The 23,371-nt window shown below is 53.0% G+C and carries 18 protein-coding genes and 1 pseudogene; 15 read left to right on the forward strand and 4 right to left on the reverse strand.

Annotated features, from left to right (window positions below; all coding sequences use genetic code 11):
• The first annotated feature begins 43 nt into the window (after positions 1 to 43).
• From C5Y96_RS23320 to C5Y96_RS23360, 9 genes are all read left to right on the forward strand, one after another.
• Positions 44 to 1,387 carry a DUF1552 domain-containing protein gene (locus tag C5Y96_RS23320; protein ID WP_105358441.1) on the forward strand — a complete coding sequence of 448 codons (1,344 nt, stop codon included), beginning with the start codon at positions 44 to 46 and terminating at the stop codon, positions 1,385 to 1,387.
• A 34-nt stretch (positions 1,388 to 1,421) separates the two neighbouring features.
• Positions 1,422 to 2,666, forward strand: a complete 1,245-nt coding sequence (locus C5Y96_RS23325) for a hypothetical protein (protein WP_199188775.1) — start codon at positions 1,422 to 1,424, stop codon at positions 2,664 to 2,666.
• A 226-nt stretch (positions 2,667 to 2,892) separates the two neighbouring features.
• Positions 2,893 to 3,903 carry a LacI family DNA-binding transcriptional regulator gene (locus C5Y96_RS23330; RefSeq protein WP_233199070.1) on the forward strand — a complete coding sequence of 337 codons (1,011 nt, stop codon included), beginning with the start codon at positions 2,893 to 2,895 and terminating at the stop codon, positions 3,901 to 3,903.
• The gene (locus C5Y96_RS23335) at positions 3,900 to 4,970 is read left to right on the forward strand and encodes a nucleoside hydrolase (protein WP_105358445.1); all 1,071 of its coding nucleotides are present in this window, start codon (positions 3,900 to 3,902) and stop codon (positions 4,968 to 4,970) included. The genes C5Y96_RS23330 and C5Y96_RS23335 overlap by 4 nt, the downstream gene beginning before the upstream one ends.
• A gap of 4 nt (positions 4,971 to 4,974) precedes the next feature.
• The gene (rbsK, locus tag C5Y96_RS23340; protein WP_105358447.1) at positions 4,975 to 5,913 is read left to right on the forward strand and encodes a ribokinase; all 939 of its coding nucleotides are present in this window, start codon (positions 4,975 to 4,977) and stop codon (positions 5,911 to 5,913) included.
• Positions 5,910 to 6,878: a sugar ABC transporter substrate-binding protein gene (locus tag C5Y96_RS23345; RefSeq protein WP_105358449.1), complete on the forward strand. Its 969-nt coding sequence runs from the start codon at positions 5,910 to 5,912 to the stop codon at positions 6,876 to 6,878. The genes rbsK and C5Y96_RS23345 overlap by 4 nt, the downstream gene beginning before the upstream one ends.
• Positions 6,875 to 8,428 carry a sugar ABC transporter ATP-binding protein gene (locus C5Y96_RS23350; protein WP_105358451.1) on the forward strand — a complete coding sequence of 518 codons (1,554 nt, stop codon included), beginning with the start codon at positions 6,875 to 6,877 and terminating at the stop codon, positions 8,426 to 8,428. Before C5Y96_RS23345 ends, C5Y96_RS23350 begins: the two co-directional genes overlap by 4 nt.
• Complete coding sequence (locus C5Y96_RS23355) at positions 8,425 to 9,375, forward strand: ABC transporter permease (protein WP_105358453.1); 951 nt, start codon at positions 8,425 to 8,427, stop codon at positions 9,373 to 9,375. The genes C5Y96_RS23350 and C5Y96_RS23355 overlap by 4 nt, the downstream gene beginning before the upstream one ends.
• 61 nt (positions 9,376 to 9,436) lie before the next feature.
• Positions 9,437 to 11,275 (forward strand): arylsulfatase, encoded by a 1,839-nt coding sequence (locus C5Y96_RS23360; protein WP_105358455.1) that lies wholly within the window; start codon positions 9,437 to 9,439, stop codon positions 11,273 to 11,275.
• A 138-nt stretch (positions 11,276 to 11,413) separates the two neighbouring features.
• Here C5Y96_RS23360 and C5Y96_RS23365 read toward each other — a convergent pair whose 3' ends face one another.
• The gene (locus C5Y96_RS23365) at positions 11,414 to 12,637 is read right to left on the reverse strand and encodes an exo-alpha-sialidase (RefSeq protein WP_105358631.1); all 1,224 of its coding nucleotides are present in this window, start codon (positions 12,635 to 12,637) and stop codon (positions 11,414 to 11,416) included.
• Between the two features lie 159 nt (positions 12,638 to 12,796).
• Here C5Y96_RS23365 and C5Y96_RS23370 point away from each other — a divergent pair, with 159 nt between their 5' ends.
• Positions 12,797 to 13,705, forward strand: a complete 909-nt coding sequence (locus C5Y96_RS23370) for a DUF1338 domain-containing protein (protein WP_233199072.1) — start codon at positions 12,797 to 12,799, stop codon at positions 13,703 to 13,705.
• 9 nt (positions 13,706 to 13,714) lie between these two features.
• On the opposite strand, the gene C5Y96_RS23375 is transcribed toward C5Y96_RS23370, so the two are convergent.
• Positions 13,715 to 15,358 (reverse strand): Glu/Leu/Phe/Val dehydrogenase dimerization domain-containing protein, encoded by a 1,644-nt coding sequence (locus C5Y96_RS23375; protein ID WP_105358459.1) that lies wholly within the window; start codon positions 15,356 to 15,358, stop codon positions 13,715 to 13,717.
• Positions 15,359 to 15,487: 129 nt separating this feature from the next.
• On the opposite strand from C5Y96_RS23375, the gene C5Y96_RS23380 reads away from it, so the two are divergent.
• Genes C5Y96_RS23380 through astB form a run of 5 tightly spaced genes read left to right on the forward strand, consistent with a single transcriptional unit; the run spans position 15,488 to position 21,969 of the window.
• The gene (locus tag C5Y96_RS23380; protein WP_158261383.1) at positions 15,488 to 16,726 is read left to right on the forward strand and encodes a hydrolase; all 1,239 of its coding nucleotides are present in this window, start codon (positions 15,488 to 15,490) and stop codon (positions 16,724 to 16,726) included.
• 35 nt (positions 16,727 to 16,761) lie between these two features.
• Positions 16,762 to 18,159 carry an aminotransferase class III-fold pyridoxal phosphate-dependent enzyme gene (locus C5Y96_RS23385; RefSeq protein ID WP_105358463.1) on the forward strand — a complete coding sequence of 466 codons (1,398 nt, stop codon included), beginning with the start codon at positions 16,762 to 16,764 and terminating at the stop codon, positions 18,157 to 18,159.
• A 28-nt stretch (positions 18,160 to 18,187) separates the two neighbouring features.
• Positions 18,188 to 19,213, forward strand: coding sequence for an arginine N-succinyltransferase (locus C5Y96_RS23390; RefSeq protein ID WP_105358465.1), 1,026 nt, complete (start codon positions 18,188 to 18,190; stop codon positions 19,211 to 19,213).
• A gap of 24 nt (positions 19,214 to 19,237) precedes the next feature.
• A complete protein-coding gene (gene astD, locus C5Y96_RS23395; protein WP_105358467.1) occupies positions 19,238 to 20,668 on the forward strand; it encodes a succinylglutamate-semialdehyde dehydrogenase in 1,431 nt (476 codons plus the stop codon).
• The gene (gene astB / locus C5Y96_RS23400; RefSeq protein ID WP_105358468.1) at positions 20,665 to 21,969 is read left to right on the forward strand and encodes an N-succinylarginine dihydrolase; all 1,305 of its coding nucleotides are present in this window, start codon (positions 20,665 to 20,667) and stop codon (positions 21,967 to 21,969) included. The genes astD and astB overlap by 4 nt, the downstream gene beginning before the upstream one ends.
• A gap of 13 nt (positions 21,970 to 21,982) precedes the next feature.
• On the opposite strand, the gene C5Y96_RS23405 is transcribed toward astB, so the two are convergent.
• Together C5Y96_RS23405 and C5Y96_RS27890 are read right to left on the reverse strand one after the other, a co-directional pair.
• Entirely contained in the window at positions 21,983 to 22,516 is a 534-nt protein-coding gene (locus tag C5Y96_RS23405) for an RNA 2'-phosphotransferase (RefSeq protein WP_105358470.1), read from the reverse strand.
• Between the two features lie 12 nt (positions 22,517 to 22,528).
• A pseudogene (locus C5Y96_RS27890) lies at positions 22,529 to 23,362 on the reverse strand (TIGR02452 family protein).
• Positions 23,363 to 23,371: the final 9 nt, after the last annotated feature.

A 23,371-nucleotide genomic window follows, 5' to 3' on the forward strand; every position in this document is an offset into this window, starting at 1 on the left:
GGATTTTAAACGCATCTATCCGAAAACCTTTGCGAGTTAAGCGATGACACCCTCCTGGCATATCGATCGCCGTCATGTCCTGCGTGGTCTTGGCAGCTTCATCACGCTCCCACTGCTGAACTGCATGCGGCCTGCGTTCGGTGAAGCCCTGGAGCCGCCCCGGCGCAGTGCATTCATCTACATACCCAATGGCGTCAATACGCTCGACTACCAGATTACCACCCCAGGCGAGAAATACACGCTCTCGCGTACGCTTCAGTCACTGGAGAAACATCGCAGCGTCATCACGCCAATCAGCGGAATGCATCACCCAGGAGGCTTAGGGCATCATCACAATTGCCAGAAGATCTGGCTCACCGGTGGCCAGCTAGGACCGACCGACCGTAACACGATTTCTGTCGACCAGAAGATGGCCGAAGTAACATCACCGCACACTCGTTTTCACTCGCTTGAGATCGCCAACAAGGGCGAGTCGCTGGCCTGGACCGCAGACGGCATTCGCCTGCCTGGTATGAGTCGCTGCAGCGAGATCTTCGCTTACCTCTTCGAAGAGCCGAAGAGCGGTACCGCTGCCCAGCGGCGCGCATTACGCCGCAAGAAGAGCGTGTTGGATGCAAACTTGGAAGAAGTGCGTTCCCTGGAACGACGCATGGGCAATGAAGACAAGGGGCGAATGACCCAATATTTAACAGCTGTGCGCGAGACTGAAGTTCGCGCTAAGCGAGCCGACGCGTGGCTAGATGTTCCACGGCCGGAAATCCTGGAACAGGATCGGCGGCGAACCGATCGTGAAGTACCACAGACTCAGGCAGGAGATTACTTCCGCACGATCTACGATCTTGTTGTGCTCGCGTTTCAGACCGACGCCACACGCGTGGTTACTTTCAGTAGTGGAATCGAAGGGCAGGGACTGCCTATTCCTGAACTCGGTATCTCGCAATCGCGGCACGAACTGAGCCACCACAATGGCGACCCTGGACATATGGAGAAGCTGACACAGAGCGATGCGTTCAGTATCGAGCAGTTTAGCTACTTCCTGACTCGTTTGGCAGAGACGCCTGATCTAAACGGTCGTCCGCTGCTCGAAACGACCATGTCCCTATTTGGCAGCGGAATGGCTTACGGACATGGCCACGGAAACGCAAATTTGCCGCTTGTATTGGCAGGTGGAAGTGGGTGCGGCCTCAAACATGGTCGCCATATCGACCTGAACCAGGGGCATTTTGACGGCTATGAATTGGACACGCCTGGCAAGCACTATCACCTCTGCAGCCGTCCGGTAAACGAAGGAGCTCACATGAGCAATTTACTGCTGACGATGGCGCATAAGATGGGTGTCGAGACCGAAACTTTTGGGGACAGTAATGCGGAACTGAAACTAGGATAACTCGACTCAACAAACTGAGTAACACGCGCAAGCCATGACACAGGATACAGGCTTCATTCACGTCCGCGTTCATCGGAGCATTATTGTGTTGGTTCGTCTTTGCACCCTGTTTATGCTTTTGTTAATAGTCAGCAAACTATCCGCGGACGAACCGTTTCGCCCTACGCCTGAGGTGTTCCCGCCGCTAAACGAAGCAAAAGCATACCGAGGCGAACTGGTCTTTGTAGATCACGTCAATCGTCGTGGAAGCCTGCGGCTGCATGTTGACGACCATTATCACGAAGGACACCTTCACCACTTCGCCATGTTGCCCTATGGTGAAGTCTATTATCACGGTGCACCCGCCGAACTGCGTGATATCCCTATTGGTACCGTCCTCTACGGACGGTTTTATCTGCCACCAGACCCAAAGACCTCAGCCGTTCCGAACGTCAGCGGGAACAATGTGACAGCGCCACGTGAGAACCATGCGATTCTATTAGAGGATGGGCCTAGCCTTTGCCTTCGGGAAGGAAAAGCCTGGAAGCTGAAGGAGATCCATCTCCATGGCACTGAGGGAGAATTGGTTGCTAATCTCGATCGAAGCGAAGGTGGCGATGGGCTCGGAGGAGAGCACACGTATACGATCGATGGCTCGACTCGTGTTTGGCGCGGCCGCGAGCTACTTGGCATCAAGGACCTGGTGGCAGATGAGACCTGGCCCGCCAACGGCAAAAAGCAGCTTGACGGTCAGTCTGTTCAACTGGCTTTAGGTTGGCATCCGCGATACTTGTACCAACAGTTTCATATATCCGACATTTGGCTGGACGATGCGGCGATGAAAGTCGCCTCGGAACGCCAACGAGAGCGACACATCCGGCACATTCGCACCCGCTGGATGCCTGCTCGAGTCGAGGAGATCGAATACGGCAAATTCGGTCATGCAACCGTGACGGCAACGTTGTTCGGTGGAATGGATGACACACTTTACGCCGACTTCAAGCCAGGTATCGGTGGCAAGATGGCCGCCGCCGAGAACACGCTTCGGACTTGGTGGCCTGACCACGACGGCATGGATGGCAAGATCATCTCGGTCAAGAAAGTTGAAGAGGAGCCAACACCGGGCAGTAGTGGGATTCAGATCCAATTTGAGGTCCCGCTCATACTGGAAGGCTTTCGCCCTGGGCGAGTTGTCCGTATCCGTCCTCAAAACTGGCCCAATGTTAAACCGCCGGTGGAAGAACGCGTCCGCGGATTTGAAGACCGCTGGCCCAGCGCGGAACTCTTTCGGAATAAGTAAACGGAAAGCCTCGAACCGTTGCGTCCAGGGTTGCCTCGTATGAACGCACTGATTGATTACGAAGTGCGTTTCAACTTGTCTTCAATCCCAATTATTCAAGCGCCACTTGAAATCGCGAATTATTTCTATAACATAAAGCACAATCGATTGTGCACTGTGATTTTTGCATTTTCTACCTTATCCATCGCTATTCGATTCCGTGACAAAAGCCCCCTCCAATTCGACTTTGAGCGACGTTGCACGCGAGGCAAACGTAAGTGTCTCGACTGCCTCCCGTGTTCTCAATGGGCTGGCAGAAAAGTACCGGATCAGTCAATCAACTGCCCAACTGGTGCGTGAATCGGCAGAGAAGCTCGACTTTCGTCCCAGCCAGGTAGCTCGCTCCTTACGTCTGAAACGCACTGGTCTGTTAGGGATCGTCGTACCTGATCTCTCCAATACCTTTTTCTCGTCGATTGCCCGCGCGGTGACTATCTCGGCTGAAGCAGATGGTTTCTCGGCGATTCTAGCCGACAGTGGCGGCTCCGTTGAAAAAGAGAAACAGCTGATCGACCAGCTAGTCGACCGTAGCGTGGAAGCCTTGGTCGTTTGTCCGATCGGACTGAGCTTCGAACATCTCGAGCGCGTTCACCATCATGGGACCCCGCTGGTGCTCGTCGATCGCTGCAAGGCATGCTCAGAAATGGTTCAAGTTACGTCCGATCACATCGCAGGAACACTGCTGGCGATGAAGTTGTTATTGGAAAACGGCCACCGTCACATCGGTGTGCTGCAGGGAATCGCTGGCACGCTCCCTTGCGATCAACGACTGCTAGGGGTTCAAGAAGCCCTCGCCGAAGTCGATATTGAGTTCGATTCGGCTATGGTTGCCGGCGATCAATTCACCTATGAATCGGGTTACAGATCTGCGCGCCAACTGCTGACAACCCATCCCGAAATCACTGCACTGTTTGCCATGAGTACGCCCAACGCGTTTGGCGCATATCAAGCCGCTGTTGAACTGGGGCTACGCGTGCCGGACGATATCTCGTTGGTTTGTTTCGACGACGTCGCGTTTGCTGACTTCATGCAAGTTCCGTTGACGACCATATCGCAAGATGTGCCGGAACTGGGGCGCTTGGCGGCTACACTCGTCACCCAACAACTATTAAGCGGTGAAGTCCCCTCGCAAAAACTGCACAAGCTACCTGTCACTCTCCTCACTCGAGCATCTGTTGGAAAGGTGCCCCCATCATGAAACGCGAACTATTGTTAAGGCTGTTGCTGGCAAGCATCGGGCTGTTCTCACCCCAGGCATTGCTGGCCGATGAACCCCAAGTCCCGATTCCCTTGATTTTTGATACCGATCTTGGCAACGATTGCGACGATGTGCTGGCGTTGGCAATGATTCACGCACTTCAGTCGCGCGACGAATGCGAACTTCTGGCGGTCACTATTACCAAAGACCATGAATTAGCCGCTCCGTTTGCCGATTGCATCAATACGTTTTATGGAAGAGGCGACATTCCCATTGGTGTTTGTCAAAGCGGTGTTACTCCGGAACAAGGCAAGTTCAATGGACTGGCATCAGCTACCGATAGTGATCAGCCGCGATTCCCCCACGACCTGAAGTCTGGTAAGCAAGCCCCTAAAGCCGTCGATGTCCTGCGCAAGGCCTTAGCCGAATCGAAGGATGGTTCGGTCGTCATTTGCCAAGTCGGATTCTCTACTAACCTGGCAAATCTGCTGGATTCGCCAGCGGATGATATCAGCTCGCTGTCAGGCCTTGAGCTGGTCAAGCAGAAGGTTCGGCTGCTTTCTGTTATGGCCGCCGCGTTTCAGAAAATCCCCGATAAGACCGGCGAACCTAAGCCATATCGCGAGTACAACGTTTTCAAGGATATTCCTTCGGCCCGTCGACTCTTCTCGAAATGGCCCACCCCCATCATCTGGAGCGGGTTTGAAATTGGCCTGAATCTGACTTATCCCCACGAAAGCATTGAACGCGACTTTGACTATGTCGCACACCATCCGGTCTCGGAAGCATACGTACTGTACAATCCGCCCCCACATAATCGTCCGACCTGGGATTTAACGTCGGTACTGGTGGCCGTTCGCCCCGATCACCACTACTTCGATCTTTCACCTGCCGGCAGGGTAACCGTGCTTGAGGACGGCTACACAACGTTCGAGCCAAAAGAGGGTGGACGCGATCGCTACCTGATTTTGCGAGATGATCAGAAAGCTCGTGCCATCGAAGCATTGACGCTTCTTTCCAGCGAGCCTCCACATAGATCGCCAGGCACATCCGCTGTTGAAAGGTAGTCGAATGCCAGATTCTACCATTCCGATCAGGGTAACTGTGGCAGGGTCTATCAACATGGATCTTGTACTCCGCTGCGATCATTTTCCCCAGCCTGGTACAACGATCGTCGCTCGTTCGTACGACGAGATATCTGGCGGTAAAGGAGCGAATCAAGCCGTTTCGGCCGCTAAAGCTGGCGCACAAGCTACGATGCTTGGTCGCGTCGGGGAAGATGCCTTCGGCGAGCGTTTGACTGGCAGACTGAAAGAGCAGGGGATCGACTGCCGTCATGTTCTTTCGACTCCCAATTGCGAAAGCGGTTTGGCGATGATCATGGTCGACCCAGCGGCTCAGAATTCGATCATCTTTATTGAGGGTGCCAATGGAAGGTTCACGCCAGAAGATGCGTTAGGACTCCGTGACGTGATTGAATCGAGTGATGTCGTACTGCTTCAGCTCGAGATCCCTCTGGAAACGGTGCGGGAAGTTATACGGATCGCTAAGGCCGCGAAAGTCCGAGTGATCCTCGACCCAGCACCCGTTCCGTCTGCTTTGCCTGAAGCCTTGCTACAGGTCGACTTGATTTGCCCGAATGAACATGAAGCAGAGCAGTTGACAGGAATTACTATCGATTCCGTTGATAGGGCATCCGCTGCGGCAGCTTCACTGCACGCGAAAGGTGCGCAGCATGTTGTCATCACGATGGGGAGCCGTGGTTCTTTTCTATTTGACGAAAATGGCGGACGTATGATTCCTGCATTTATAACCGACGCGGTCGATACGACAGCGGCGGGGGATGCGTTTGCCGGTGCGCTGGCAGTTTACTGGGCCCAGCATGGAGATTTGGACCAGGCGGTACGTTTCGGTAACGCCGCTGGAGCAATAGCTGCGTCACGCATGGGAGCCCAGCCCAGCATGGGCACACGATCTGAAATCGAAGCACTTTGGGGATCCATCCAATGAAACAAATAGTTCCAGGCCTATTACTACTCGTGCTCCTGCTTGGCTGCAAGTCGGAAGACTCGTCGTCGACTGCAGGAAACGGAGCGTCGTCTGAAGTCAAAAAACCACGCATCGCTTTGATCATGAAGTCGCTCGCCAACGAGTTTTTCTCGAACATGGCCGACGGTGCCAAGAGCTATCAGGCCGAGAATCCTGACCAGTTCGACCTTGTGGTAAACGGTATCAAAGACGAACGCGATATCAGCCGGCAGGTGTCGCTGGTGGAAGAGATGATCGCCAGTAACGTCGACGCGATCGTGATTGCTCCAGCTGACTCAAAGGCACTCGTGCCCGTTTTACGCAGGGCGAAGAAGGCAGGCGTGATCGTGATCAATATTGACAATCGACTCGATGCCGAGGTGCTCGCCGCGGAGAACGTCGTGATTCCGTTTGTGGGGCCCGACAACAAAGCAGGGGCAAAGAAAGTCGGCGACTATCTGGCAAACAAACTGGCATCTGGCGATGCCGTGTGCATCCTGGAAGGTGTCCGCACTTCTTTCAACGGTCAGCAGCGACTGACTGGGTTTCAGGAAGCGATGGACGAGGCACAAATCAAGGTGGTAGATCACCAATCAGCCGAATGGGAAATGAGTAAGGCGAATACCATTGCATCGTCGATGCTTAGCGAACACCCAGAAGTCAAAGCGATCCTGGCCGCCAATGACAGCATGGCACTGGGAGCCGTCGCCGCGGTGAAGGGAGCTGGTCGATCGGACGACGTGATGATTGTTGGGTTCGATAATATCTCAGCGGTTCAGCAGGCCATTAAGGAAGACAAGATCATCGCGACGGCGGACCAACACGGAGATCAACTGGCCGTCTACGGAATTCAAAATGCTCTGATATTGATTGAGAACCCCGACGCGGCGGTCGAAGACGTAGAAACGCCTGTCGATCTGATCACGAAGGAGTCGCTATCTCCGTGAACGATTCGTCGTCGAACCTGCTGAAAGTCACCGGCATAACCAAACAATATGGCGAATCGTTAGTCCTGCGCGACGGCTCTCTAACTGTTTGTGAAGGGGAGATCCATGCACTCTTAGGAGGCAACGGAGCAGGAAAAAGTACCTTGGTGCGGATTATCGCTGGGCTGGTTCACCCTACATCCGGCGAAATGTCCATCCAGGGAGAGGCCTATCATCCGCTGTCAAAACGTGAAGCCGAAGCCGCCGGAATCGAAATAGTTCAGCAGGAATTCAATCTCATCTCCACGTTGAGCGTCGCTGAAAACCTGTTGCTGACCAGGCTGCCTGGCCTTGGGGGCGTCATATGGCAGCGAGAACTCCATCGCCTCTCCCGCGAGGCACTCGACCGACTCGATCTCAAAGATATTCCGACCGATGCAATCGTTGAAACCCTGGGTGTTGGTCAGCAACAGATGATCGAAATTGCTGCCGCACTCTATCGGGAGTGTCGCCTGCTAATCTTGGATGAACCGACCGCTGCGTTAAGTGCCGCCGAAGCTGACTCCTTGTTCCTATGGCTGAGTAAACTGCGATCCGAGGGGGTAGGTATCATTTACATCAGCCATCGTTTGGACGAGGTCAAGCGTATTTCCGATCGAATCTCATTCTTACGCGATGGAACGATGGTCGGAACCTACGACACAGCCGAACTTACCACCGACGAAATGGTCGAACTGATGACCGGCGATCATCCGCAGGTTTCCCATGCACAGACAACAAAGCAACGGAAGTCAGATGATGCCGTCAAAGTGTCATCTACCTTTTCCCTACGCGTCGAGAACCTTTCTGGCGGGATGGTCGAGAATGTCTCCTTTCAGGTTCGCCGCGGAGAATGCCTTGGAATCGCTGGTTTGGTTGGCTCGGGTCGTACGGAACTAATGCGATTAATTTTCGGTGCTGATACAGCCTCGTCCGGAACTGTCTATGTGTCAGACGACGATACACCGCGGCGGTTTCGCCATCCCCATGAAGCAGTCGCAGCGGGCATCGCGATGGTAACCGAAGACCGCAAGAAGAATGGCTTGCTGCTTTCTCAATCCATACGAGTCAACACAACCCTGGCTGCCATGAGCAGCCGGTTCAGCCAGGCCGGCCTGATCCGGTTTCAAGCGGAACAGAAAGCGACCGAACACTATTGTCAATCGCTGGAAGTCCGCTGCACCGACGACCAGCAACCTACCGGAACGCTAAGCGGCGGAAACCAGCAGAAGGTTGTCATTGCACGCTGGTTAGGAACCGACGCCAGCGTGTATCTATTCGACGAACCTACGCGAGGCATCGATGTTCCGGCACGCAAGCGAATTTATAGACTTATCGATTCGCTGGCGGCCGAAGGGAAGGGGATTGTGATCGTCAGTAGTGACCTGGAAGAGCTTTTCGAGACTTGTGATCGAATCGCCGTGATGTCCAATGGAACATTAGTAAAGGTCTTTGAACGACAAGACATGTCCCACGATTTGATCATGCAAGCTGCCTTTTCTGGTTACCGTGCACGGAGTGTCGAAGCATGAACTCCAAAGCAGTCAAAGAGATCCTTGTTCAATATGGCGGCCTGTGCGTGGTGCTGGTCGTTATGGTGGGCGTGTTTAGTGGGCTAAGCGAAAACTTCCTGCAAAGATCAACCTTCACGACGATCGCAAACCAGATTCCTGACCTGACGCTCGTTGCTGTTGGAATGACCTTCATCCTAGTAGTCGGCGGAATCGATCTTTCAGTCGGTTCCATACTAGCCTTGTCTTCGGCTGTACTCGGTGCCTTGATGGTAGATGCAGGCTGGCCGCTATGGGCTGCTATTCCCGTCTGCCTGGCGACAGGTGCGCTGTGCGGTCTTTTTAACGGGTGCGTATCGATAGGCTTTCGTATCCCATCGTTCATCGTCACGTTAGGAATGCTGGAGATTGCTCGTGGAGCGACCAAGGTCGTCACTGATTCTCAGACCAAATATATTGGTTCTAAGGTCGAGGCGATCGGTGAACCTCTTCCCTATCTCCATTTATCAACGGCATTCCTGCTTGCTTTGGGAGCCGTACTAGTAGGGCAGTTCCTGCTTTCCAGGACCGTTTTTGGTCGTTACTGCATTGCGATCGGGACAAACGAAGAAGCTGTACGAATGTCCGGCATCCGGACAGCGCCATATTCCGTCGCCGTGTTTACCCTTAGTGGTCTCCTATGTGGACTGGCTGGCCTCGCTCAGACATCACGTCTTTCAAGTGCTGATCCCAATGCGGCTATCGGAATGGAACTACTAGCAATTGCGGCATGCGTGATTGGCGGCACCAGTTTGATGGGTGGCCGGGGGAGCGTGATCAGTTCGTTCATCGGCGTGCTGATCATTTCGGTCCTGCAGACAGGCCTTGCCCAGATCGGCGTATCCGACGCGAACAAGCAAATCATTACGGGCAGCGTGATTGTCGTCGCGGTCCTGATTGACTCCCTTCGCAATCGCTTCCGAAAATGACAGGCCAAATCCCAGGAATCGTCTCTCTTCCAACCCATACTTTGAGAGGAAGACACTCATCATGAAATCAATTGTGTTACTGACAATTGGACTGATCTTTGGTAGCTACATGTTAGCGCCGAGTACTGTCTGTGCGGTCGAGCGTCCTAACGTCATCGTGATTATGACCGATGACCAGGGGTATGGTGAATTCTCGTGCACTGGAAATCCCATCACAAGCACACCCAATATCGATCGCCTGGCCCAAGAAGGTGTGCGGTTCGTCGACTTTCACGTTTCTCCCATGTGTACGCCAACTCGTGGGCAACTGTTGAGTGGCCTGGATGCGTTTCGCAATGGTGCAATCAACGTCAGCAGCGGCCGAACTTTGCTACGACCTGAATTGAAAACGATGGCAAATATGTTCCAGGACGCAGGCTATCGGACAGGGCACTTTGGCAAGTGGCATTTGGGAGACAACTATCCATTTCGGCCTGAAGACCGGGGATTTGACGAGGCCCTCTGGTTCCCCTCTTCACATATCAACAGTGTGCCCGACTATTGGGACAACGACTACTTCGAAGATACCTATATTCACAACACGAAACGCGAAAAGTACGAAGGATACTGTACCGATGTCTTCTTTGGCGAAGCGATGAAGTGGATTGATAACCCCCAAGATAACCGTCCCTTCTTCACTTACATCGCTTTGAACGCTGCCCACTGGCCATGGTTCGTGCCCGATTCATACCGCGATGCAATTCGCGCGGCCATGAACTCCCATCCGGAAGTGGGGAAGTCACTCGGGCCGAATCAAAGGAAGGACCTTGTCAGCTTCTTAGCGATGGGTGCGAACATCGACGACAACGTGGGACTTCTGGACCAGTTCCTAGAGAAGATTGAGCAAAAGGAAAATACGATCGTCGTATTCCTGACCGACAACGGCAGCACAATGGGCATTCACTATTACAACGCCCAGATGCGAGGCCACAAGACGACATTGTGGGAAGGTGGACATCGCGTTCCATGCTTCATTCGCTGGCCGAGCGGCATTAACAATCCAGGTGAGATCGATACGCTTTGTCATGTTCAAGATCTGATGCCAACTTTGGCGGACCTATGCAGGATCACAACGCATTTGCCAGCGAAACTGGACGGAACAAGCTTACGCCCCTTGATTGACGATCGTACAAGCGAACTGACTGACCGTATGTTGGTAATCAACTATAGCCGGATGCCGAGTTTTAAAGTGACCTACACGACAGAGAATCCGGCTATTCCTCACCGCGACGGTGCCTGTGTTATGTGGAAGCATTGGCGGTTGATCGAGAATCGCGAGCTATACAACGTCCAGAACGACATCCACCAGGATCACAACGTAGCGGACAAGCATCCGGATATCGTCGCCAAGATGCGTTCGCACCTTGATCGCTGGTGGGATGAAGTCAAAGACGACGTGCTTGAACCGCAGAGTGTGATTATAGGAAGTGACGCAGAAAACCCGATTTTGCTTTCCGGCTGCGAATGGCTGGATGTGTTCGTCGACCAACAAATTCAAATTCGACGCGGGGTCCGGAAGAACGGAGCCTGGCACGTTCAAGTCGATCAGCCGGGTTTATATGAGTTTGAACTTCGGCGCTGGCCTAGAGAAAGCGGCCTGGAACTCGCAAAAGGTTGCGCGGCGAAGGAGGTAACCGATGGAACCTTTATCGCAGGCACCGCACTACCGATCCACGCGGCCAAGCTTCGCCTTAGCGATAACGTAAAGGTACTCGATACGCCGAATCAGACGAAAACGGCGTTTATCACCCAACAGCATCTCTCGAAAGGCCCCATGGAAATTCAATCTTATTTGTTGAATGAGAGTGGGGATGAGGTCTGCGGTGCATATTACCTATACGTGAAACGCCTGACACCCTAGACGATTGGTGCAATGTTTGTATCTAGATCCGCTGGAAGCAGCGGCCTCGATTTACCGTAGAGCAATGTCCACTTCCAGCGAGACAAGCGGAAAAGAATAGGCTACATTCGGGGCACAATCGCACCCACCACCATGTTGCTACTCGCGCTGATTGGACTCGTTGGGGGCGGTCTTAACAAGTGGCTTGTCGGGCATCGTCAAGTTGTCGAGGTCCTCGAGCTTAATCTTCAGCACTTCGACGGTCTGCTTCTGTGTCGCAAATGCAATCAGTACATGGCCATCGTGCTCGATAACATGCGGGTAATCAACATGTCTTCCTCCGGCCAGATACCCCATCTTCGTGAACACAACACCATCGCTACTGATCGATAGGGCCAAAGGGTCACGTCGTTTCGGGTGGGGGTTCGACACCAAGATGTAACGCCCATCGGCCAAGCGTACACCGCTGAATTTGGAACGAGCATCGGGGAAGTCGGTACGACGTGGACGACTCCACGTACGACCATTGTCTTCTGAGAACGAACGATACAGGTAACCACTCTTACGATTGTCACGAAACAATGCCGTCAGACGACCGTCTGGTAGAACCCACCAGTAAGGTTCTTCGGCCGCTAATTCCTGACTGGAGCCAAGTACCGGGAAAGCCTCCCAGTCATCGATCGCATCGACGCCACCAGTCAGAAACTCGACACCATGTTTGGAGTAGTCGTAGGTTCTCCGCGACATCATCCATTCGCCGGTAGGGATCTGCTTGGGTGGAAAGTTATTAATTGCGTTCTTGTGAACCAGACCATGATCCACCCAGGCATTGCCCTTCTTATCGAAACGGAACGCCCTGAGCTCCAGACTCTTTCCGAAAAAGCCAGCCGCTTCGTCAAGTGAGCATAGAGCGAGAAGCTCACCATCTCGCTGCCAGAAGCCGCGCGAGATCCAGCGAAAACCTTCACTGCTGCGCGTGTTGTAATGCTTGGAGTCCTTACCCGAGGTGGGCGGCTCTGGCGTGACGTACTTGGGCTTGCTCCACTGGATGCCATCGTTGCTCGTCGCATAGGATACCCGCTGGCCTACTCGATCTTCTACGCCCGGTCCGTCGCTCCACATGGCCCAAAAGCGGCCATCGTAGAACGTAAGATAGTTGTGTTGATGCACGCCTTTCGGCTTGCGGACGTCACTAATCACTACGTGTTGCGAGGGAATCTTGGGAAGATTATCGAAGTCAATCTGATGCGGTTTTTCCGGTACCCAATCACCGGAAAGCATGACCGGTGAGTACTCTTTCCTATTCGTCTCTTCTGCCTGAACGGCAAATCCGCCCAGACCTAAAGTCAGCAGCAACGTGATAATAAGTGCACGAAATGTCATGAAAGAGAACTCCAGCAGGGGAAAATGAGGTGTCCCAGCAGGATTCCAAGGAGCCGTTAAACGAACCCAACTCATGATTCCCCTTCAATTCGGATTGATTCGTTGCGAGATTAGTTTAGTCTCTGCCCGCTGGATCTTCTACAACAACAGCACCAACGCTTGACCGCCCGTAAGTCTTATTTCTTACTTACAAAGTTGCTTGAACCAGAGATCAGGATAGAATTCTTCAGATTGGTACCTTATACCAAGGAGAACGTAATGGATCGCAGCATCGAGAAGCTTATCGAACAGCTCTGGGACTCGTATCGGAAAATCAATCCGCAGGCCGATCAGATCCACCAATTGCTTTCAGATCGTGGCGAGACCATCGTCAACGATCACATCGCGTTTCGAACATTTCAGGATCCGCGAATCGGAATAGATCGACTGGCGATCCCCTTTCTAGAGGCAGGATACCAGGCAGCAGGCGAATATCACTTCGAGGCTAAGAAGCTCTATGCCAGGCACTTTCAACACATCGACCCTGTGCTGCCCAAGGTCTTTATTAGCGAACTGCTTTTGGATGAATTTTCAGGTGAATTCCGCGATACCATTCAGCGGATGCTAGACCAGTTGCCAGACATGACCTCCTTGACTCAACCGCTGTGTACGGCAGGAAGATTGTGGGAAGTTCCCTATGCGGATTATGAAGCGCTCAGCGAACAGAGCGAGTACGCTGCTTGGATGGCCGCTCATGGCTATTGTGCAAATCACTTCACTGTCTTCGTCAATGCCTTGACGACAATTGACTCTTTGCAGGCATTGAACACCCTTCTCGTGAATGAAGGGTTTGCATTGAATCAGGAAGGGGGAGCCATCAAGGGCTCGCCGGAAGTTTACTTAGAACAATCGTCAACGATTGCGTCAGTCGTGGACGTACCATTTAACGATGGAGTGCACGCAGTACCGGGCTGTTACTACGAGTTTGCCCGGCGTTACTGTCAACCGGACGGTACCCTCTTTGAAGGTTTCGTTGCTAAAAGCGCCGATAAAATCTTCGAGAGTACCGACAAAAAGCTGCAAAACTAGCACAAAGGATTATGGGAACAAGCCACGACGCAGCTTGGCCTCGGCTACTCTCTCGATGCCTTCGATCAGTGCGGCTGTACGGAAGTCAAGGTTTTGCTTTTCACTACGACCAAGCGTTCGCTGAAATGCATCGACCAAAATCTTTTTCAGCCGTGAATTGATCTCGTCCAGAGTCCACATGTAGTTTTGAGTTCCCTGGACCCACTCGAAGTACGATACCGTCACGCCGCCAGCATTGCCGAGAACGTCAGGCACGACGAAGATCCCTCGATCTTTAAGCACCTCGTCAGCCTCCAGGGTAGTCGGGCCGTTGGCCCCTTCGGCTACCATCTTGCACTGTAGTTTATCGACGTTGCTCGCCGTAATTTGATTTTGCAACGCACACGGTGCCAGGATATCGCACTTAAGTTCGAGCAGCTCCTGGTTAGTTACCTCTTCGGCGTGCGGATAACCTTTGAGAACTCGATTGTCCTCGACATACTGCAGCAAATCGGTGACCGAAAGCCCCTTCGGATTGTAGAGACCGGTGGAAACATCGCTAACACCGATCACCTTCGTCCCAAGCTCTTCCAGCAGCCGGGCCGTGTTGCTACCCACATTACCGAAACCTTGGACGACGGCAGTTGCTCCTTGCATTGGCATTCCCATCACCTTGGCGGCTTCTTCAACGACATAAACAAGCCCTCGACCGGTCGCTTCGCGACGCCCTAGGGAGCCCCCCAGTGCCACGGGTTTGCCGGTGACGATCGTTGGTACTGAATAGCCTAGCTGCTGGCTGTAAGTGTCCATCAACCATGCCATAACCTGCTCGTTTGTTCCCATATCAGGAGCGGGAATGTCCTTATCTGGGCCGATCATTTCGATGATTTCCATCGTGTATCGGCGCGTTAGTCGCTGTATCTCGTGGCTAGTCAAGTCCGTCGGGTCAATTCGGACTCCACCTTTGGCCCCTCCAAAAGGGAGACGCATCAATGCGCATTTCCAGGTCATCCACATCGCTAGTGCCGACACTTCGCCAAGTCCGACGTCTTCGTGATAGCGAATGCCCCCTTTGGTTGGTCCCATCGTCAAGAGGTGCTGGACACGGTAGCCGAACACGGTTTCGACGTGCGTGTAGCGATCTCTGCGAAATGGTAGCGTGACCACAAGTGTCCGCTGCGGGAACAGTAGCCGTTCTCGCAGGTTTTCGTCGAGGCTCATGATTTGAGCCGCTTTCAGGAATTGCTGCTGAGCCAGATGCAGCATGGGCGAATTCCATTCTTGCTGCTCGGCATGCGTGCGTTTGACAGCAAGCCTTAGTGACCGCGCCAGGCGGTGTCCGTCGATCTTCCCTTTGACAAGATAATCCTGGGCACCTGCTTCGACCGCTTTGGCAGCCAGAGAAAGATCGTCATTGCCGGTCAGCACGACCACCGGAATATTACCGGCTGCCTCATGCATTCGCAAAAAGGTCGGCAGGCCTTCGCTGTCAGGCAGTGTAAGGTCGAGCAAAATAGCATCGGGGCGGTTCTGAGACAGATAATTCAGTCCCGTTTCCAGCCGTTCGACACTGTATATGGTAAACTTCGTTTCGCCTGTTTCCGAGAGAAGTTCCTCGATTAGTTTGGCCTGAAGCGGGTTGTCTTCAACGACAAGAACAAGAATCTCTGACATCACTGGCTCCTGTCAAAGTCGGCTGGGGTAGCGAGAGATCAAAAATCGACACGCGTCCGCTTACATTCTATGGCGTAAGATACCCAATGGCGCGTAAAATCTCTTATAACTCTTTTCGGCAGGATGGCCATGGCACTGGAATCGGAAGTTCAAACCATCTTATCCCGTATTGAATCGCAGCGGGATGAAATGCTCTACCAGCTGGTGCTATGGGCTGCTATCAACTCTGGCACTAGCAACCTGGCTGGTCTTAGCCAGTTGGGTAATCTGGTGCTCGACCAACTGCGCGCTGTTTCCGACGATGTCCAGGCAGTTCCTGTCGTACCGCAGCTTTTCGTCGACGAACATGGTGACCTGAAAGAACGCATCATCGGCGATGTCCTACTTGGATTTCGGCGTGTTGGAGCTCCTCGTCAGGCGATTCTGTCGATTCACTTGGATACTGTCTATCCGGCCAACTCCCCTTTCCAGCTGGTCAAGCAAGAGGGCAACATTCTTCATGGCCCCGGCGTTGCCGACGCGAAAGGTGGGCTGGTTGTTCTCTTGTGGGCATTGAAAGCATTCGAAGACTATGTCGAGGCAACTGGCAATACTAAATTGGGATGGAAAGTAATCCTTAACAGCGACGAGGAGATTGGCTCGCCTGCCTCACGCGAGGTTTTCAGCAATCATTCCGATGGAGTCGATTTTGGATTGTTGTTCGAACCTTGCCTGCCCAACGGCAGTCTTGTGGGGCAGCGGAAGGGATCTGGCAACTTTGAAATCGTTGTCCGGGGGCAAGCGGCACATGCTGGCCGCGAGTTTTTCAAGGGACGAAACGCAATCGTGGCGGCAGCCCAAGTTACCCAGAAGCTGCATGCGTTGAACGGGCGTTGGCACGATACGACAATCAACGTCGCCAAGATTGATGGCGGAGGCCCCACGAACGTGGTACCAGATACTGCTGTCGTTCGATTCAACGTGCGATACCCCTCTGCTGATATTGAAGGAGCATTGAATGCTGCGATCAATCGAATTATCGAGGAAACCCAAGATGGCATCACCTTGATCCGCCATGGCGGATTCTTCGCCCCTCCCAAGCCCATGACCGAAGCATATGAATCGCTACTCAAGACGGTTCAAGCAAATGGGAAGACACTTGGGATTGATCTGGCCTGGGAGCCGACCGGCGGCGTATGCGATGGCAATCGACTGGCAGCACTGGGTATACCCAATGTCGATACGATGGGGGTCCGCGGGGGGAACATTCACTCTCCGCAGGAATATATGCATTGCGACAGCTTGGTCCAGCGAACGCAGCTCACCTTCCTCACACTGATCACCCTCGCCGAAAGATTTCCGCAGGCCGAAGCGCCGGCACCGGAGTAAAATAAACGACAGCACTCGTCTGCGAAGGAGGCACCATGGAATCCGAAATGCTGATTGCCCAACAGCTTTTGTCTGACCCCCGCGTTGCCCAGGCCACGGAACTTCTGACCACGGCTTTGGTGGAACATTCTGCGAATCTAAGACATTGCGGTCCGAAAGCTGAATTGTCGGTCCCCTATCAGAAGTGGCTCGAGGTGTTCGCGGAACTTCGAGGCAACTCCTTGTTCTTTCCATTTCTTGGAAGCGGTGCAGGGCAGGGCGCGTTGGTGGAACTCGCAGATGGCAGTGTCAAATACGACATGATCACGGGCATTGGTGTCCACGCGATGGGACATGCCAACCCCGATCTTCTGGCCGAACTTATACCAGCGGTCCTTTCAGATACCATCATGCAGGGAAATCTCCAGCAGAACACGGAATCGCTGCTTCTGAGCAAGCAACTAGTAACGCTTGCCAATCGACAGGGCGCGGCACTCGACCATTGCTTTCTGTCGAGCAGCGGAGCCATAGCCAACGAAAATGCATTCAAGGTGCTGTTTCAACATCGAAACGGTTCCAGCCGGATCTTAGCGTTCGAAAACGCTTTTGCCGGGCGAACACATCTTACCGGCCAGGTGACCGATCGTCCCAAGAATCGGGAGGGGCAGCCTCTTACAGTTCCCGTAGACTACGTCCCATTTTTTGATGAGGAGCATCCGACCGAAAGTACCGAGGCAACACGAAAGGCCTTAAACAAGTACCTCCAACGCTACCCCGATGCGCACTGTGGCTTCATCATGGAACTAGTGCAGGGAGAAGGGGGTTACTACAGTGCTCCGCGAGAATACTTTGTTGCCATTTGTCAGCTGCTTAGAAAGCACGAGATCCCCGTCTTTTTTGACGAGATCCAAACATTTGGTCGGACCTACGCTCCGTTCGCATTTCAAATGCTTGAATTGGATGCATTTGCTGATGTGGTATCGGTGGGAAAGATGTCTCAGGTTTGTGCGACGTTCTTCCGCAAAGAACTCAACCCCAAACCAGGACTGCTGAGTCAGACATTTACATCTTCAACGACAGCCATTATCGCCGCTCGTTGGATCTTGCGAAAACTAGCTGAAGGGGACTTCTACGGCCAGAAGGGACGCATTGCCGAAATCCACAGTCGGTTTGTATCCCGCTTCGAAGCAATCCATGCCAAAGCGCCCGATCGCATTCGTGGCCCATGGGGGATTGGCGGCATGGTCGCTTTTACGCCAATGAATGGATCGGCAGAGGCAGCCAAAAAAGTGCTCTACGCTTTATACGAAGCCGGCGTCATCGCCTTCGTCGCAGGTGCTGGACCAGCTCGCGTGCGTTTCCTGCCGCCATTCCTTTCATTAACAAACGATGAAATCGAAAACGTCTGCGACATATTAGAAAGTGTCCTGCTGTCTCTAGAAGTCAGTCCATAGAAAATCCTGCGCTCGCGAAGGAGTTTGTATGCTCATTCGGCCTGTAGAAGAACGCGATCTCGATCAACTGCACGAACTGGCGCAATTGACGAAGTACGGCCTAACGACACTTCCCAAAGATCGAGCTACTTTTGAGAAACGCGTGCGTCAAAGTCTTCGCGCCTTCGCAGACCTGGATGACGCTGATCCCCAAGGCCAGCTCTACTTGTTCGTCATGGAAGACACGTCTTTGCGAAAAGTCGTGGGCACTTGTGGCATTGTCTCGAAAGTGGGTGGCTTTAAACCTTTCTACGCATTCCGGCTTGAACCAGAAATCCAGGAATCCAAATTGCTGGGCAGCAAACACGAACATCGCGTTTTGCACCTAGTAAAGAACCATGATGGCCCGACGGAAATTGGCAGCCTCTTCTTACACCCTGACTTTCGCGGCGGAGGAAATGGACGAGTCCTTTCGTTGTCTCGCTTTCTTTTCTTAGCCGAGTACCCCCAGCTATTTGAACAAGAAGTAATTGCCGAAATGCGTGGCGTAGTGGATGAGGCTGGACAAAGTCCGTTTTGGGAGGCCCTGGGCGTTCACTTCTTTGGTATAGATTTTCCGAACGCCGACATGCTGAGCCTGATCAACAAAGACTTTATCGAAGAGCTTATTCCCCGCCATCCTGTTTACCTTGACTTGCTTTCGCCAGAAGCCCAAGCGTCTGTAGCACAGGTCCACTCGAATACCGTTCCTGCTCGGCGTTTGCTGGAAAGTGAAGGGTTCGCGTACGACAATCTAGTCGATATCTTCGAGGCCGGACCGGTTCTCCATTGCGCACAAAGGATGATTCGCACGGTTCAGCAAAGCCGGGTTTTACCCATAATGTCCATTGAATCGACTTTGAAGGAAGACCATTTCCTGGCAATCGTATCGGCTAAAGATCCATTCTTCCGTATCAGTGGCGGCAAGATTATCGAGAAACAACAAGGACTAGTAATAGAGTCTCAACTAGCAGAAGAGTTACAGGTGACCATTGGTCAGTCCGTTCGCTTTGCTCCGCTGAAAGCAGCGAGCTGACCTAAGCCCAGGAGGCCCCACATCATGAATTACATCAATGGGATCTGGCAGAAGGGCTCAGGCGAATCATTCGCGAGCAGAAACCCCGTAACTGACGAGATTCTCTGGCAGGGTAGTGCAGCTGACACCGAGGACATTCATCGTGCGTTCGATACGGCAGCGAAAGCTCAGAGTAGCTGGTGCTCTCGGTCGTGGGAGGAGCGGGCCGATATACTCCGCTGCTTTGCAGAACTTGCCGAGCAACACTGCAATACGCTTGCCAAGGCTATTTCTGACGAAGTCGGTAAGCCGCTCTGGGATGCCATGACCGAGGCAAAGGTGGTCGCTTCTAAATGTGACATTACGATAGAAGCTTACCAGCGACTTCGTGATGAGACAGAAGTCAGCACCAGCACGCTCAACGGCCGCGTAGTCTATCGACCACTGGGTGTCGTGGGGGTAATTGGGCCTTTCAATTTCCCTGCACATATTGCCAATGGCCAAATTGTTCCGGCGCTTTTGGCTGGCAATAGCGTAATCTTCAAGCCAAGTGAGCTTACCCCTTATGTTGCGAAGCTGATGGTCGAACTATGGGAGAAAGCAGGGTTGCCGCCAGGGGTATTAAATCTCGTCCAAGGTGGTGTACCCACGAGCCAGGCCATCTTAGCTGCACCACAGCTCCGCGGGCTTTTCTTTACCGGCAGCCGCGCCACCGGGGTCAAACTAAGGGAAGCTTTGACACACCGGCTTGAGGTACTGTTAGCGTTAGAACTTGGGGGGAACAATCCTTTGATTGTTCACCAACCGGCTGACATCGACGACGCCGTAGATAAGGTGATCAAATCCGCGTACCTCACATCGGGTCAGCGCTGCACTTGCGCACGGCGGCTTATTCTGACGGGTGACGCCCAACCAATTCTCGATCGACTCGTCGAGCAAACCAGCAAAATTACAGTTGGCCGCCCCAGCGATGTGCCTGAACCCTTTATGGGATCTCTAATTAATGCAAATGCGGTCGACAACGTCCTTCGCTTCCAGTCTCAATTGTCCAGCCAAGGTGGTATTCCACTGCTTTTATCACAGCGATTGCCAATCGGCGAGGCCTTTGTCAGTCCTGGCATCATCGACGTGACGCTGTGCTCAGCGCGATCCGATGAAGAAGTATTCGGTCCGCTGTTGCAGGTGGTACGCGTTGCAGACCTGGATGCTGCCATTCGAGAAGCCAACGCTACACAGTACGGACTTGCCGCAGGGATCGTTTGCCGAGAACGTATGTGTTTCGACCGATTCAAAAACCAGGTGAAGGCCGGGCTGATTAACTGGAACCTCCCCACCACCGGCGCGAGCGGACGATTGCCATTTGGTGGTATTGGCCAGAGCGGCAACTATCGCCCGGCAGGCTATCATGCAATCAACTTCTGCCATGTCCCAATTGCCGAGGTCGAAGCACTTCCGGAAGGAGCCGAGACGAAGTGACCACCTATGAAGTGAACTTCGACGGGCTTATAGGGCCGACGCATCACTACGGAGGGCTTTCGCAGGGAAACCTAGCTTCCACCGAGCATCGCCATTCGGTCTCTTCCCCACGTAGCGCAGCCCTACAAGGGCTGGCCAAGATGAAACGTGTGGCCGACATGGGGATCCCCCAGGCATTTCTACCGCCGCAATTTCGTCCTGATCTTCCGTTCCTTGAAGAACACGGATTCGCAGGCTCGCCGCAAGAGATTGTCTCCACTGCGTACCAGGAACGCCCTGACCTACTTAGTATTGCCTACAGTGCATCGGCCATGTGGACGGCGAACGCTGCGACGGTTTCCCCCAGCAGCGACTGTGTGGATGGCCGGGTTCATTTCACGCCAGCCAACTTACAAACCATGCCGCACCGTGCTCTAGAAGCTAGGAACACCACGAAAACACTACGGTCGATCTTTCATGATGCGAATCGCTTCGAGGTTCATGATCCATTACCGTCCGTGCCGGAGACGAGTGACGAAGGAGCTGCCAATCACACGAGGTTCTGCCGAAGCTATGACAGCACCGGTGTCGAGCTTTTTGTGTTTGGTCGAGATGGTGATAACGACCCTAGCTTGCCACGATTTCCGGCTCGCCAAACGCGTGCGGCCTGTGATGCGATCGCTTCTACGCATGGGTTGAACCTCGATCGCTGTGTTTTCGCTCATCAGCACCCCAACGCAATTGATGCAGGCGTGTTTCATAACGACGTCATCTCGGTCGGCAATCAAACGCTCCACTTGGTTCACCAATTCGCGTTTGCTGATCAAGACCGCGTTTTGGCGGACCTTGCCGATTGCTTTGGTCCTGGTCTACAGCAGGTGGTTGTTCCCGATCACGAACTGCCGTTAGCCGATGCCGTTCAAAGCTATTTCTTCAACAGTCAGCTCATTTCCACAGCGCCCAACCAGATGCTGCTACTTTGTCCGATCGAATGCTCCGAGAATGAGCCTGCGAATCAAATAATCGCCAGCCTGTTGATGGCTGATAATCCAATTCGCGATTGCCAATTCGTCGACCTGCGCGAGAGCATGCAGAACGGAGGTGGCCCGGCTTGCTTACGATTGCGGGTCGTTCTTACGGAAGATGAACGTGCGGCTATTCCGGAGTCCGTATTCTTAACAGATCGGCGGTACCACGAACTGTGCGACTGGGTGCGGAAACACTATCGAGATCGGCTTACGGTCAGCGACCTGAAAGACGAAAGCTTATTCGAAGAAGTTAGCGTCGCCATGCAGGAATTGCATGCTATGCTCGACTTCTAACAGGATCTGCGAACTAAGGACTCTCGCGAATGTACTGCGGCGCGACATGTTCCGTCAGCCATACGTGGTTACCGGTCACATAGAATTGGTTGCCATCCATCAGCATTTGCTTTGCGTTGACTTCAAGGACGACCGGTTTGCCATGACGACTTCCTACGGCAATCATCATTTCACGATCAACCGAAAGATGGACATGGTGTCGTTTACCTCGAATCAGCCCATTCTCTCGGATCGATTCGAGAAACCGCACTGCCGTTCCATGAAATAGCAAGTCGGGTGGTGTGGCGGCTTCGTATTGAAGGTCAACGGCTGTCGAATGCCCTTGCCGTGCTCGAATCTTGGTAGCGTCCTCTGAATACTCGAAACGCTGCTTGTCATTGGTAGAGACCACCTCGTCCAGATATTCTCGTGAAATCTTCAAGGCCCCAATGAGGTCGTCTATCGCGACCCAACCGCCTGGTGCCAGAGTCAGTCCTGCAGAATCTGGCTTATGCCGCAAAATGTAACTCATTCTTTTACTGATTTGTTTTATCTTCTCCGCATTCACGGAATTGTTTCCTTACTGAAATTGGGCCCTAAATGGCTCGATAATAGATTCACTGTCTGTACCATCCATCACAGCGAAAGTGACAGATGCAAATTGATCTTCATACGCTCCACCATCTTTCAATGCTTCTGCAAAGAATTGTGCGATCATCGCAGGATCATTGCGAAATACTCCACAACCCCAAGCACCTAGGATTAGATGCTGAAACCCCTTTGCAGATGCAAGTTTCAATAACTTACTGATCCGTGTGGCCATGACAGGTTCAATCTCAGCGGCAAGCTGCGGTTCGTTCTCGACCACCGCACCTGCATTTACGGCTGGGGAGGTCACGATGCTCAGCAGGTAAGGTTGACCTAACAACGAGCCATCATCCGCGCGAAATACCGGTACGTTAGGACTCAGGATCATATGATCTGTATAAATCGACGTCCCTCATGAGCGATGGACTTCGTAGTATTCCCACTTTGATTCAAGTGTCTTTACCAAGGCAGAGCTTCTCGCCAGGCTTTCTTCCTGGGCTTGGCTACCGCCGAGGAAACCACCGCCAGGGTTCTTTGCCGAAGCAAAATTCAGGCATAGTACGCCATCGAGTTTCCTTTCAACGACCAATCGCTCTGCTGCAGTCAGGGTCGTCTCGTTGCGCACATCAAACTTGGTAGCTTGTTTGATACATTCCGGAGCGATTAAATCGCCAAACTCATCAGGCCGAACCAAATCGGTTCTGGCGAGTGAATCAACAATATGTTCTCGAATGTCAATCATTCGGCCGTCGTCCAGCGTATAGCCACCGTCCTCCATGATTCTGACGGTTTCTTTAGCCAGACTAGCACGTTTTGTTCGGCTCATATTGCCGCA

Origin of the sequence: Blastopirellula marina, assembly GCF_002967715.1 — a bacterium.
Taxonomy (GTDB): Bacteria; Planctomycetota; Planctomycetia; order Pirellulales; family Pirellulaceae; genus Bremerella; species Bremerella marina_B.

Excerpts from the sequence above, each read along its gene's own strand:
- astD (WP_105358467.1), top strand. The coding sequence starts at position 19,238 with ATGAATTACATCAATGGGATCTGGCAGAAGGGCTCAGGCGAATCATTC.
- C5Y96_RS23345 (WP_105358449.1), top strand. The coding sequence starts at position 5,910 with ATGAAACAAATAGTTCCAGGCCTATTACTACTCGTGCTCCTGCTTGGC.
- C5Y96_RS23390 (WP_105358465.1), top strand. The coding sequence starts at position 18,188 with ATGCTCATTCGGCCTGTAGAAGAACGCGATCTCGATCAACTGCACGAA.
- C5Y96_RS23320 (WP_105358441.1), top strand. The coding sequence starts at position 44 with ATGACACCCTCCTGGCATATCGATCGCCGTCATGTCCTGCGTGGTCTT.
- C5Y96_RS23380 (WP_158261383.1), top strand. The coding sequence starts at position 15,488 with ATGGCACTGGAATCGGAAGTTCAAACCATCTTATCCCGTATTGAATCG.
- rbsK (WP_105358447.1), top strand. The coding sequence starts at position 4,975 with ATGCCAGATTCTACCATTCCGATCAGGGTAACTGTGGCAGGGTCTATC.
- C5Y96_RS23365 (WP_105358631.1), bottom strand. The coding sequence starts at position 12,637 with ATGACATTTCGTGCACTTATTATCACGTTGCTGCTGACTTTAGGTCTG.
- C5Y96_RS23325 (WP_199188775.1), top strand. The coding sequence starts at position 1,422 with ATGACACAGGATACAGGCTTCATTCACGTCCGCGTTCATCGGAGCATT.
- C5Y96_RS23355 (WP_105358453.1), top strand. The coding sequence starts at position 8,425 with ATGAACTCCAAAGCAGTCAAAGAGATCCTTGTTCAATATGGCGGCCTG.
- C5Y96_RS23375 (WP_105358459.1), bottom strand. The coding sequence starts at position 15,358 with ATGTCAGAGATTCTTGTTCTTGTCGTTGAAGACAACCCGCTTCAGGCC.
- C5Y96_RS23360 (WP_105358455.1), top strand. The coding sequence starts at position 9,437 with ATGAAATCAATTGTGTTACTGACAATTGGACTGATCTTTGGTAGCTAC.
- C5Y96_RS23335 (WP_105358445.1), top strand. The coding sequence starts at position 3,900 with ATGAAACGCGAACTATTGTTAAGGCTGTTGCTGGCAAGCATCGGGCTG.
- C5Y96_RS23385 (WP_105358463.1), top strand. The coding sequence starts at position 16,762 with ATGGAATCCGAAATGCTGATTGCCCAACAGCTTTTGTCTGACCCCCGC.